We start from the raw sequence: 12815 nt of genomic DNA, 5'->3' as shown, positions 1-12815 counted from the left end.
AAATTACACTTATATATGTGTCATTTTTATATGTATACTTGAATTAAGGAAATTTAAATAAAAGTTGGATGTATTTTCTTTCAATGGACAGATATATATAACATACCAATATTACAAAAAATATAAATATAAAAAATCATATTATAGTAAGGAGAAACACAAATGAGTAGATTAGTAGTAAAGAATATGAGTCATGGATTTGGTGACAGAGCAATATTTGAAGATGTATCTTTCAGATTACTTAGAGGTGAACATATAGCCCTTATAGGAGCTAACGGAGAAGGAAAATCAACCTTTATGAATATTATTACAGGCAAGCTTATGCCAGATGAAGGTGATGTTGAATGGTCAAGTAGCGTCAGAGTTGGATATATGGATCAGCATACTGTTTTAGAAAAGGGAAAAACCATTAGAGAAGTTTTAAGGGATGCTTTTAAATATCTTTTTGATTTAGAGGAGGAAATGCTTGTTGTAACAGAGAAAATGGGAGATGCGACGCCAGAAGAGCTAGAAAAGTTACTGGACAGAATGGGAACAATTCAAGATTTGCTTGACAATAATGGATTTTATGCTATTGATTCTAAGATAGATGAGGTAGCAGCAGGAATTGGACTTAAAGACGTAGGTCTTGAGAATGATGTTGCAGATTTAAGTGGAGGACAAAGAACTAAAGTCCTTCTTGTAAAACTTTTATTAGAAGCTCCAGATGTCCTACTGCTTGATGAGCCTACTAACTTTTTGGATGAAAATCATGTGGAGTGGCTTAGGAGATATCTTCAAAATTATGAAAATGCATTTATCCTAATATCCCATGATATTGACTTTTTAAAAGATGCAGTCAATATAATATATCATGTAGAAAATAAAAAGTTAACTAGATATATAGGCTCTTATGAAGAATTTTTGAGAATTCATGAGGCTAAAAGGTTGCAATTGGAAGCTGATTATGAAAAACAGCAAAAGGAAATTACTAGACTAAAGGTTTTTGTTGCTAAAAATAAAGCAAGAGCTTCTACTAGTGGAATGGCAAAATCAAGACAAAAAAAATTAGATAAAATTGACAGAATAGAAGTTGCAAAAGATAAACCAAAACCACAATTTAATTTTAAATCTGCAAGAGCTTCAGGGAAAATAATATTTAAAACTGTGGATTTAGTTACTGGGTACGATAGTCCATTATCTAGACCATTAGATTTATATATGGAAAGAGGACAAAAGATTGCTTTAACTGGTGCTAATGGTGTTGGGAAAACAACACTACTAAAGAGTCTTATGGGTGATATAAAAGCTGTGTCAGGTAAGACAAACTTAGGAGATTATCAATATATAGGATACTATGAACAAGAAATAAAGGGAGTTAACCGCAATAATTGCATTGAAGAGTTTTGGCAAGAATTTCCTAGTTTAACCCAAGGTGAAGTAAGATCTGCACTTGCTAAATGTGGACTTACTACAAAACATATTGAAAGTAAAGTTACTGTGCTTAGTGGTGGAGAGCAAGCGAAGGTAAGACTTGCTAAGCTTATAAACAGGGAAAGTAATATATTGATTTTAGATGAGCCTACCAATCACTTAGATGTAGATGCTAAAGAAGAGTTAAAAAGGGCACTAAAAGAATATACAGGGAGTATACTTATAGTTTGTCATGAACCGGAGTTTTATCAAAGCATAGTGACAGATGTTTGGGATTGCGAAGAGTGGACAACTAAAATAGTGTAATTAACCATAAAAAGAGCTAGAATAATTTCTAGCTCTTTTTATATATCACACTATTGACAGTATTTCTAGTTTAAGACGTTTAATCCTAGGTCTAGTATATTAGCAAATAATGATAATGTATTAGCATTTGGAATAACATTATTTTTAATATCTAATAATTTTCCAAGTCCATAATTTGTGAATATACTTACAGTAGTGAAATTAATTTCACTTAGATCACATATAATATCAGATACAGTTAAATTAATTTTAGTTGTATTATTAATGGGCTCTACTATGCTATAAAGTCGTGTTTGATTGTTATATCTTAAAACTTTTAAAGTTTCGCTTATTACAATTTCTTTAGTTTTAGTCTTTATGTCATATTTTGAAGTAGTGGCAGCGATATTATTTATAACAAAATAATAAACATTTCTTTTGTAGTTTACCTTATCTTTAAATTTCTGTAATCTTTCTAAGTTTAATTCTATATCTACTGCGATTTCTTCGTTTTCTAAACTTCTAAAACTTTCTTTTATGTAAGTTAATTCATCTTTTCCATCAAGTTCTCTATATAAGATATTCATGCAGTTATCATAAATATCTTCAAATGAACTAAATGGTAAGGAATATTTTATATTATTTAAAACAAGATAAACCTTAAATTTAGCAGATTTACTGTTGTTAGATGAATAATTGACTTCAACTAATAAGAGCTCATTGAGTAGTTCTGTATCAAGTGTTATTTTTTCAATTCCTTTATTAAATTGCACAATGTAATTTTCATTAGTAGAAAAGTTTTGTGTTTGTTGATTTATTATATAAGTACCTTTAAAACCAGATTTGGTAATTTCACCAACTCTAAGTGAGCTTTTCATTGGTAGTTTCTTTAAATTTATATATGGTCTATTTATACATAGGTTGTTTTCAGATATTATTCTCATATTAAACTCCTTTAGCGATAACAAAATTATTAGTTTGTTTTATAAATTATAACATAGTTAGTACTTAAAAAAATAATAAACTTGATTTGAACATGTATGTACATGTAAGTTAAGGCTTGTATATACATGCAAATAGTCTTATTTTAATAATATTTATTTCTATAAATGGGATAAAATATTGAGTATCGATAATATACTAAGACTATAGATATCGAAACTTGAGATTAAAAAGGAGATAAAAAATGGCAAGAGAGGGTAAAGAAAACACTAAACTACCTGATAATATCATGGTTTATTCAGATAGTGAGAAAAGATCGTTTGTATTAGTGTCAGAAGATAAAGTAGTTGAGATTACAAAAAAATTTATTAATGAAGTTTATAAAAAACTTTATCAATAGTTCATGCAATTATTTTCAGCTAAATATAGTAAAATTACACATAAAAAAGATTGATAATAACAAATGAGAGGCATATATTTTAGCAATATATGCCTCTCATTTGTTAAATAGTAGAACCTTCTTCATTATTAACAGTATCATCTAGGGTAATTATTAGATCTCTTTTTACCCAGCCTTTATTATTGATGTTAGTCTGAGATTTTAGACATACTTCATACCAGTAAGTATCAAAAATTTCAGCTGAATCTTGAATTTCTAAGGAAGTTTCTTTAACTATATTAGATAAAACTGGTGAACTTTCCATAGGACTTAGATATAGACTACAACCTTCTTTTGTAGTTCCAGTTTTGAAAAGTGAAGCTTTGTATTTTATAATAATAGGTCCCTGCGAATTACGCGTGCTTTCAATTTTTGATTTGAATTCTCTATTCTGTCTGGAAATAATTTTCAGTTGAGTTTTCTGGTTTGATAATTTTTGGTTCATGATAGTATAATATACTCCAAAGCATATTAAAATAATTGAAATTAAAAAAATAACCAATAATAACTCTCCTTGTAAATTGATTCTTTTAGATAATGATATATTATTATAATAGAGATTAAATCAAATATTTGTGCATATCCTAAATTACATAATCCTTCATAGTATATATATTCAATTCAAAAGTAAAAAATTCATATTAAAAACCTATTCTATGCATAGGTTTTAATATGAATATCTAAATGGCTGTAGTTAATTCATTGTATTCTACTATATACATATCTGCATGACTTATAATGTCTTCCTTTTGCTCTTTAGAAAAGTCATCATATACGCCTATTACCTTCATTCCAGCGGCTTTTGCACCTTTAACTGCAGGGAGTATATCTTCAAATACAATACATTCTTCTGGTTTTACACCTAATTTTTCAGCTGCAAGTAAATATACATCAGGAAAGTTTTTTCCTCTACACACTTCACTGGTAAGAGTTATAGAGTCAAAATAATGATATATATCATTAGACTTTAAACAAGCTTCTAAAAGAGTTTTACTATTACTTGTAGCTAGTCCTATTTTTATATTTAGTGATTTAAGTAAAGCTAAAAATTGTACTACACCAGGTTTTACTTTTACACTGTTAAGGTACTCTTCATAAGCAAAATCTGTCCATTCTTTTTTAATTTCTTCTATAGTATCTGGTATATTAAAATTATTTTTAAAATATGCTGCAGTGTCATCAAAGCTAAGATGTTCTATTTGGCTTTTTAGATTGGAAGGTAAATCCATATTTCTTTTTTTAAAATAATCTGTATCTATCTTACCCCAAACCCACATAGAATCAACAAGAGTACCATCTAAATCAAAAATTGCAGCTTTAATATTTGTTAGCATTCCATCACCTCTTGTATAAGTATAACATAACTTAGACGGGTATTTTACATCTAAGTTTCTCTTAAAAGAATTTATATGTAAGAATAGAACAGATAGTTCCAATAAAAATACCCACAATCACATCTGTAGGGTAATGAACCCCTATGTACATCCTAGAAATACCTACACCACATGCAAGAGGTATAGTTATAAATCCAAACATAGGGAAATATAGTGCTATTATAATAGCTAATGAAAATGCACCAGTAGTATGTCCGGATGGGAAGGAGTATTTATCTATACCTATTTTTTTTATATTCAAATTTGGAATATTTATAAAAGGTCTTAACCTGGTAACGGTCATTTTTAAGATTTTGCCAATACCAGTGCTGATTGTTATAGAAATCATGGCACGAACAGCCATGGAGTGAAGAGTATCACCTTTTAATAAAAAAACAACGGTGCAAAATACAAACATAAAGGAAAAAGATCCCAGGTAAGTCATGGCGGGCATTATAATGTCTAAAAACCTACACTTCCAAGAATTATTTATAATTTTAAGTAGATTAATATCTCTAAGGCGTATATATTTAATTATTGCTTTCATAAAAACCCCCTTAAATATAACGAATTATTTTTAATAATTACTCAATATTATATCATATTATATAAAACATTTACATTGTGAGATATTTACTAAAACTCTCTGCGGAAGATTTTTGTTTTATTTTTATCCTTAAAATCAGCGGCAGTATCAATGCCAATCTTACTTAAAATCTCATTCATACAAGTACTATCTATGGCTATTTTAATTTTACTGCTTTCAGCAAATTCATCTACGGTGCGCTTGCCAGAGCTTGCACTTATAAGTGATTTAGGGCCTCCTACGCAGCCACCAACACAACCCATGCCTTCTATGAAATTAGCATCTATATCCCCGTTTTGCGCTTTAGCAAGTAATTCTTTGCATTCCTTCACGCCGTTTGCTTGAGTAGCTTTTAATAAACTATATTTTTCGGGAAATAATCTTTCTATAACTTCTCCAATAGCGATAGATACTCCTCCTGTTCTAGCATAAAGCCTGCCACCTCTAGAAGCATATTCTGTAGAAACATCTTCTTCTAGTTTATCTAATTGAATATTTAATGTGTCAAAAATATCCTTAAGTTCTGTAAAGGTAAGCACAAAATCTATATCACCTAAAAGGTCACGATCTTTAGCTTCGCCTTTTTTTGCAATACAGGGGCCTATAAATACTACCTTGCAGTTAGGGTTTAGTTCTTTTAAAACTCTACCTGAGGCAATCATGGGGGATATAGAAGGAGAAACATGCTTCACTAGAGTGTGGTATACCTTCTTTACCATTCCTACCCACATAGGGCAGCAGCAGGAAGTAATCATTAAATCTTTTTCCACTTTAACAATTTCATCAAATTCAATAGCTTCTTTTAATGTAAGCATATCTGCAAAAAAAGCTACTTCAACCATATCTGCAAAACCAATTTTTTTAAAAGCAGTTCTAAGTTTATCTATATTAACATTTGCTCCAAACTGGCCAGCAATTGCAGGGGCTACGGTTGCTATTATTTTAGAATTTCCTTTTAACAAATTCAAAAGAGGAATAAATTCTACCTTATCCATTAAAGCACCAGTGGGACAAGCATCTACGCAAAATCCACAGTCAGTGCATTTATCATTGTCAATATAGATAGTACTCTTTTTATTATCTATTAATATGGCATCAAAAGGGCAAGAAGCTTGACAGGGAGTCTTTAAAAAGGTGCCTATACAATCCATAGTGCAGGGCTTGATTTTGTTTATAACTTTATGATTTGATTCATAAGATAAGATGGCTTTTTTTAAATCTTCTATGTAACTATCAGAAAAATCTACCACTACTCCGCAAAGCGAAGAGATTGTAGAACTTAGCTGATTTTTATTTATATTTTTTTGAGACAATAATTCTTGTACACTGTCTTCAAAATTATCCTCATAATAGGATTTAACAAGGGTCTTGAAAATTGTAGTATTGAGTTTATTCAAAATAATCACTCCTAATTGGTATTTTTAATATAGCATTATGTTAGCACAGTATTTAAAAAAACAATATTTATTATTTTGCGTAAAAGGAGTAAGTTTATACATTAAGGTGCATTAAAAATGTACAATAAAAAAGAGTTGTCATTAGACAACTCTTTTTGGTCGGGGTGACAGGGATTGAACCTGCGACCTCATGGTCCCAAACCACGCGCGCTCCCAGCTGCGCTACACCCCGACGACAAGATTTATTATATAATAGAATTGGATAAAAGTCAACAGTATGTGTAAATACTTTTTTTAAATATGTGAAAATACTTTTTTATATACATAAAATGCGATTTTAAAATATAGTTAAGGCTATACATGATAATACTTACAAGCTATAATTTAAAGTGGAATACAGTTTGGAAAGCTTTATTCGTATTAAGGAATAGTATTTAGGGGGAGGAAATTATGTATAAATATTTAATAGAGGGCTTACTTATAGGATTTGCTTACGTGGCACCTATAGGTACACAAAATATATTTGTAATTAATACAGCTATACGTAAAAGCAGGTTAAAGGCATATCAAGTGGCATTTATTACTATATTTTTTGATGTATCTCTTGCGCTTTCATGCTTTTTAGGAATGGGAGCACTTATGGAAAATTTTAAAATTTTAGAGATGATTATTCTTTTAATAGGAAGTGTAGCTGTAATTTATATTGGTATAGGCCTTGTGAGACAAGTTCCAAAAGCTTTATCCGAAGAAACTGTGGATGTGAATAAATCAAATATAAGAATAATATGGATGTGTTTTGCAGTCACTTGGTTAAATCCTCAAGCTATAATTGATGGATCCCTATTGCTTGGACCTATGAGAGCATCTCTGCCTTTAAACATGGGTATTTACTCTATTATAGGGGTCTGCTTGGCCTCGTTAATTTGGTTTACTTCACTTACAACAATTGTGTCACTATTTAAAGGGAAATTTAGTATTAAAGTTATTAGAATAATAAATTTAGTATGTGGAGTAGTCATAATAATATATGGATTTAAATTAGCATATTCCTTTGTTAAATTAATTATTTAAAAGAAGAAAGCAGTTTGAGGAAATGATATTAAAATTATATCATCCACAAAACTGCTCTCTATTTTTCATTTTTTAGCATCCTTTTCTTTATCACCAATACCTCTAGTAGGCACAGTAGACATAACGAAACCTACAAGTATAGACACTAAGGCAGGCGCTATTATGTTAATATATACTATAAATCTGGTTTTGTACAAAACTAAAGCAACAAGCGAAGTGATTAGTACACTAGCTACAAAAATAATAATTACAAATTTTGCAAAAGAACTCATAAATTTTTCATATAACCTATGACGAGTTGGTCCACTTATAATACTCCTAAACAGAAAGTAGGAAGCAAAAATTATTATAATATCCACTATAGATGAAACTAGAAAATTTTTCATTGCATATACCTCCAAAACAAATTTTCATAGTTAGTGTTACCAAAGATTAATACTTTTACGCAATATAATTATAAAATGTAGGACTGAATTATATAAATACAAATATTTACATTGGAGATAACTTGTTATAATATAAAAGTATAATATCTTTGAAATAATTAAATATTATTATGGGTAATGAATTAAGCATAAAAGGGAGAATGGGAAATAATGAATAATATACAGGAAATTTTAGAAAAGCAAAGGGGATATTTCAATACTGGACAAACGAGAGATATAAATTTTCGCATAGAAAAATTAAAAATGTTAAAACAATCCATAGTGAATAATGAGAATCAAATACTAGAGGCGCTTTGGGCTGATTTACACAAATCAGAATTTGAAGCTTATGCTACTGAAATAGGAATAATTTTAGAGGAGATAAATTTTGTTATAAAGCATTTGAAGTCATGGGCAAAGACTAAAAAAGTGAAGACTCCATTAACGCATTTTTTATCCTCTAGTTATATATATTCACAGCCTTATGGGGTTAGTTTAATTATGTCACCTTGGAATTATCCATTCCAACTATTAATAGCTCCACTAATTGGATCTATAGCAGCAGGTAACTGTGCTATGTTAAAACCATCTGAAAATTCGCCAAAGACTACTGAAGTAATTGTAAAAATTATGGAGGAGTGTTTTAAAGAAGAATTTGTTTCTGTGGTTGAACCATATGGTGGTAAGGAAACGGCAGAGGCACTTTTGAAGGAAGAGTTTGATTATATATTTTTTACAGGTAGTGTACCAGTTGGTAAAATAGTAATGGAGGCAGCATCAAAACATCTTACCCCTGTAACCTTAGAATTAGGTGGGAAAAGTCCTTGTATAGTGGACAAAGATGCTGATGTAAAGCTAGCAGCTAAGAGAATAGCTTGGGGAAAGTTTTTAAATGCAGGGCAGACTTGTGTTGCACCGGACTATATTTTGGTGCATGGAAGTGTTAAAACAGAGCTTCTAGATGAAATAACAACATATATTAAAGAATTTTTCGGAGAAGATCCAGTAAGTAGCAATGATTTTCCAAGGATAATAAACGAAAGGCAATTTAATAGGCTTTTAGGATTATTAGGTGGAGGTAACATTGTTACAGGTGGAGAATATAACAAAACAGAAAAATATATTGCGCCTACAGTTATAGATAGCATAACCTGGAATGATCCTATTATGTTAGATGAGATATTTGGACCTATTTTGCCAGTTATGGAATTTGAAAATTTAGAAGAGGTTATTAAAATGGTTAATTCAAAACCTAAACCTCTAGCATTATATTTCTTTTCTACTAATAGAAAAAACCAAGAACGAATAATAGAAATGATTTCTTATGGTGGAGGATGCATAAATGATACAATTATGCATGTAGCATCACCATATTTGCCATTTGGTGGGGTAGGGGCTAGTGGTATGAGTGCTTACCACGGCAAAGGAAGTTATGATGTTTTTTCTCATAAAAAAAGCATGACCAAAAAGAGTGATATTATAGATGTAAAAATAAGATATGCACCATACAAGGATAAGATTAAATGGTTAAAAAAACTAATGAAATAGAAATGACAAATAAGCCTTGCAAATGCAGGGCTTATTATTTAAACAACGGTTTAGAAGAAGTTCTTAGAACTTATCAAGGATTTTTCTGAATACTTCTATTGGTTGTGCGCCAACTATAGTGTATTTATCTTCTATAATAAAAGTAGGGGTGCTATTAATTTTCATTCTATGAGCATCATTAGAATTATTATTTAAAGTAGTTGCATAGGTTCTATTTTTAACAGCATTAATAAGGATCTCTTTATCTAGACCCAGAGACTCGCCTAAATCAGAAAGCACCTGTAAATTTCCGATGTCTTTTAAATCTCTAAAGTAAGCATCCATTAAAGAAGAATGATACTCTTTAATCTTTCCATTCTCTCTAGCAAACTCTGCAGCCTCTAATGCATTATGAGAATTCACCATTAGCTCTAAGTTACCGAAGCTTATTCCATATAGTGATCCTGAGGAATTAAGGTTAGACAACATATTTTCTAAATTAGATTTACTGAATTTTTCACTAAGACTTATGCCTTGGTCTGGAGTATCCGGATGTATTTCTAGTCCTAGCCACTCAATTTCAAGGTCATATTCTGTTTCAAGTTTCTCGACAATACCTTTGCCGACATAACAGAAGGGTCAAATATAGTCGGAGAAAATTTTAATTTTTATACTCATAACATACCTCCAATTCCTTATACAATATAAATGTGTCTTATTGTTAATTATTATGCATATTTATATTATAAACTTAATGATAGTCAGTTTCAACAAATAACTGTTATTAATATAATTGTATTGAAGAATACTTAGATTGTAGCATATCCCAATAAACATGATATAATATATTGTAAACAAAATAGTTATATTTATTTTTTACTGGAGGAATTATATGATTTATGAAAAAAATAAACTGAAAATAGATAGCGATTTTAATGTGAGGCAAATCCAAAAGGACGAGTATAACATTGATATAATAATCCCATTAGAGTATAGGTGTGTAAATTTATATTTTACTGATTTTCCTAAGTGCATAAATTCTAGAGTGCAATTTCCATCAGTAAAGAGCATACTAATAAGATTTTGCATTATAGAAGATAATAGCATATGTACTATACACTTTTTAAGTGACAGCGGAGTTCATTCCACTATAGCAAATTTTGAAATAGATTATAGTGAAACATATATAGAAATAAGGGATAGAGAATTTTATGTGAATATGAAAATGAGGTATAAGGAAATTATGACCTGATAATAATTGTACCTAAAGGATTTAATTTATGCTAATATAAGAATACAAGATTTTTTATCATCTTAGGAGGAAAACAAATGAAAGAGATTAAATTTAGTAAAACAACAAAAAAAATGGCTATGAAGCAAGGGGCATTTAGTATTTTGATGAGCTTTGCACTATTTATTGGGGTAGTAGGGTTATTTTTTCGCGGAAGAACTGGAATGGCAGGAATATTCACAATGGTAACCATTGTATCTATAGCGTTTTCAACATCATTTATTATAAAACTTAGAAGACTTGAAAATTTGAACTATTTAACATTTGAAAAGGATAGATTTGAACTTAATAGTAATTTTGCGTCAAAGGGTAAGACTATCATGTTTAATGATATAAATAAGGTTCAAATAACAAAGAAAAATATTATACTAACAGTAGGTAAAAAACCTTATACTCTACTTCTACAACATATTGAACCAGAGAAGACTAAAGAAGTGGAGCAGTTTTTTATGAAATATAACAGAAAGTAAGAAAGTGACTGGAAAAACTAAAGTATATTAGTTTTTCCGGTCACTATTTTAAGTCTTATAAATTTCTAATCACTCTACAGGGATTACCTGCGGCTAAAACATTTTCGGGAATGTCTTTGGTTACTACACTTCCAGCTCCAATTGTAGTGTTTTTACCTATTTTTATTCCGGCGCACACTATGACGCCGCCGCCTAGCCAAGCATTATCTCCAATTTCCACAGGTTTCCCTAGATCTTTTCCAGCATTTCTTTCCACTGAATTAAGAGGATGGGTAGCGGTGTATATATGCACGTTTGGGCCAAACATTACATTGTCACCAATTTTAACCTTAGTTAAATCAAGAATAACGCAATTATGATTTGCATAAAAGTGCTTTCCAATTTCAATGTTATAGCCGTAATCACAAAAGAAAGTAGGCTCTATGTAACAAGTATTTTCTGTTTGAAATAAATTTCTGAGCAAGGCCTTTCTCTCATCATATTTATCAAAAGCCATACTATTAAATTCATGGCATAAATTACCCGCCCTTTCTCTATCTGCAAATAATTGTTGGTCCTTTCCATCGAAAAGCATGCCTGCCAGCATTTTTTCTTTTTCTGTCATAGTATCTCCCCCTTATTAATATTTAAATCCAGTATACCATTAAAGATAAAAAAATTTATACCTCTGAAGTAATGCCTTCTTTTACAATAATAGCGTTGCCACCGACCTTTACAATTAGGGTGTTTTTGCTTCCCGCCAGGCTTACAATTATTTTACTCGGTCTATTCATATAATATCCTTGTTCACAAATTAGAGTTATAATATCTTTAAATTTAATAACATCATTTTTTACTAGATATGCACCCAAGGATCCATTAGAGGTTCCTGTGGCAGATTCTTCATTTATTCCAACGGCAGGACCAAAGTTTCTACAAGCGAGAGTAGAAGATTTTTCTTCGGTTTCAAGTGTAAAAGCATGAACTCCAGTAATATCAAGATTGTTACTATACTCGGTTAATTTAGCAAAGTTCGGATTTATGGATTTTAGAGTTGATAAACTTTTAACCGGAAGTATAATGTCTGTAAGCCCAGTGGATACAGCCTGAGGGACAAGAGTATACCCGTCTATTCCTATATCACATACATTTAACCCCATAATTTTAGCAAGTTCACCTAGGTTTTCAACATTAAAAACGAATTTTGGTTTAGTTTGGGTCATCATTACATTTTGTATTTTAGTATCTTTAAAACAAAGCTCAACTGGTAATATTCCAGCCTTGGTTTTTTGGTTTATAATTTTAACATGATCAGTTCCGGTAATAATACCTTTTGAAGCTAAAGCGAAGAAAGAAGCAATTGTAGCATGACCGCATAAATCTACCTCTTGAATGGGTGTAAAAAATCTTACCTCATAATCTGACTCATCATTCTGTAGTGGAAAAATAAAGGCAGTTTCCGATAGATTCATTTCTCGGGCAATACTTAACATATCATTATAATTAAGGCCAACAGCATTGGGCACTACCCCAGCTGGATTACCACCCAGGGAATTATCTGAAAAGGCATTTACGGTGTATATAACTTTTTTCATAATAAATACATTCCTTTCTAAA

General features: G+C 30.4%; 14 protein-coding genes, 1 tRNA gene and 1 pseudogene. 6 read left to right on the top strand and 10 right to left on the bottom strand.

What is annotated here, in order from left to right; all coding sequences use genetic code 11:
* The first annotated feature begins 162 nt into the window (after window positions 1-162).
* Complete coding sequence (locus ACREWB_RS09790) at window positions 163-1719, top strand: ABC-F family ATP-binding cassette domain-containing protein (RefSeq protein WP_431547268.1); 1557 nt, start codon at window positions 163-165, stop codon at window positions 1717-1719.
* Between the two features lie 65 nt (window positions 1720-1784).
* Here ACREWB_RS09790 and ACREWB_RS09785 read toward each other — a convergent pair whose 3' ends face one another.
* Complete coding sequence (locus ACREWB_RS09785) at window positions 1785-2642, bottom strand: hypothetical protein (RefSeq protein WP_431547267.1); 858 nt, start codon at window positions 2640-2642, stop codon at window positions 1785-1787.
* A gap of 242 nt (window positions 2643-2884) precedes the next feature.
* Here ACREWB_RS09785 and ACREWB_RS09780 point away from each other — a divergent pair, with 242 nt between their 5' ends.
* Complete coding sequence (locus ACREWB_RS09780; RefSeq protein WP_431547266.1) at window positions 2885-3040, top strand: hypothetical protein; 156 nt, start codon at window positions 2885-2887, stop codon at window positions 3038-3040.
* A gap of 103 nt (window positions 3041-3143) precedes the next feature.
* On the opposite strand, the gene ACREWB_RS09775 is transcribed toward ACREWB_RS09780, so the two are convergent.
* The 5 genes from ACREWB_RS09775 to ACREWB_RS09755 all read right to left on the bottom strand — a co-directional run bounded on the left by ACREWB_RS09775 (window position 3144) and on the right by ACREWB_RS09755 (window position 6667).
* Window positions 3144-3524, bottom strand: a complete 381-nt coding sequence (locus ACREWB_RS09775) for a hypothetical protein (protein WP_431547265.1) — start codon at window positions 3522-3524, stop codon at window positions 3144-3146.
* 235 nt (window positions 3525-3759) lie between these two features.
* Window positions 3760-4413 (bottom strand): HAD family hydrolase, encoded by a 654-nt coding sequence (locus tag ACREWB_RS09770; RefSeq protein ID WP_431547264.1) that lies wholly within the window; start codon window positions 4411-4413, stop codon window positions 3760-3762.
* Window positions 4414-4474: 61 nt separating this feature from the next.
* The gene (locus ACREWB_RS09765) at window positions 4475-4999 is read right to left on the bottom strand and encodes a phosphatase PAP2 family protein (RefSeq protein WP_431547263.1); all 525 of its coding nucleotides are present in this window, start codon (window positions 4997-4999) and stop codon (window positions 4475-4477) included.
* Between the two features lie 89 nt (window positions 5000-5088).
* Window positions 5089-6435, bottom strand: coding sequence for a [Fe-Fe] hydrogenase large subunit C-terminal domain-containing protein (locus tag ACREWB_RS09760; RefSeq protein WP_431547262.1), 1347 nt, complete (start codon window positions 6433-6435; stop codon window positions 5089-5091).
* A gap of 156 nt (window positions 6436-6591) precedes the next feature.
* A tRNA-Pro gene (locus tag ACREWB_RS09755) sits at window positions 6592-6667 on the bottom strand.
* Window positions 6668-6885: 218 nt separating this feature from the next.
* Here ACREWB_RS09755 and ACREWB_RS09750 point away from each other — a divergent pair.
* Window positions 6886-7506: a LysE/ArgO family amino acid transporter gene (locus ACREWB_RS09750; RefSeq protein WP_431547261.1), complete on the top strand. Its 621-nt coding sequence runs from the start codon at window positions 6886-6888 to the stop codon at window positions 7504-7506.
* Window positions 7507-7571: 65 nt separating this feature from the next.
* Here ACREWB_RS09750 and ACREWB_RS09745 read toward each other — a convergent pair whose 3' ends face one another.
* Entirely contained in the window at window positions 7572-7892 is a 321-nt protein-coding gene (locus ACREWB_RS09745; protein WP_431547260.1) for a hypothetical protein, read from the bottom strand.
* A 210-nt stretch (window positions 7893-8102) separates the two neighbouring features.
* Between ACREWB_RS09745 and ACREWB_RS09740 the strand changes: the two genes are divergently transcribed.
* Window positions 8103-9479 carry an aldehyde dehydrogenase gene (locus ACREWB_RS09740; protein WP_431547259.1) on the top strand — a complete coding sequence of 459 codons (1377 nt, stop codon included), beginning with the start codon at window positions 8103-8105 and terminating at the stop codon, window positions 9477-9479.
* A gap of 63 nt (window positions 9480-9542) precedes the next feature.
* Here ACREWB_RS09740 and ACREWB_RS09735 read toward each other — a convergent pair.
* Window positions 9543-10085 (bottom strand): annotated as a pseudogene (locus tag ACREWB_RS09735) (DsbA family oxidoreductase); the annotation flags it as partial.
* Window positions 10086-10350: 265 nt separating this feature from the next.
* Here ACREWB_RS09735 and ACREWB_RS09730 point away from each other — a divergent pair.
* Complete coding sequence (locus ACREWB_RS09730) at window positions 10351-10710, top strand: hypothetical protein (RefSeq protein WP_431547258.1); 360 nt, start codon at window positions 10351-10353, stop codon at window positions 10708-10710.
* Between the two features lie 77 nt (window positions 10711-10787).
* The gene (locus ACREWB_RS09725; protein WP_431547257.1) at window positions 10788-11219 is read left to right on the top strand and encodes a hypothetical protein; all 432 of its coding nucleotides are present in this window, start codon (window positions 10788-10790) and stop codon (window positions 11217-11219) included.
* Between the two features lie 55 nt (window positions 11220-11274).
* On the opposite strand, the gene ACREWB_RS09720 is transcribed toward ACREWB_RS09725, so the two are convergent.
* Both ACREWB_RS09720 and ACREWB_RS09715 read right to left on the bottom strand, forming a co-directional pair.
* Complete coding sequence (locus ACREWB_RS09720; protein WP_431547256.1) at window positions 11275-11823, bottom strand: sugar O-acetyltransferase; 549 nt, start codon at window positions 11821-11823, stop codon at window positions 11275-11277.
* A 55-nt stretch (window positions 11824-11878) separates the two neighbouring features.
* A complete protein-coding gene (locus tag ACREWB_RS09715) occupies window positions 11879-12793 on the bottom strand; it encodes a PhzF family phenazine biosynthesis protein (protein WP_431547255.1) in 915 nt (304 codons plus the stop codon).
* Window positions 12794-12815 lie beyond the last annotated feature (22 nt).

The organism is Clostridium sp. (assembly GCF_050717635.1).
Classification (GTDB): domain Bacteria; phylum Bacillota; class Clostridia; order Clostridiales; family Clostridiaceae; genus Clostridium_AD.
Note: the sequence above shows the minus strand (reverse complement) of the source record. Positions and strands in the feature narration are given on the sequence as shown.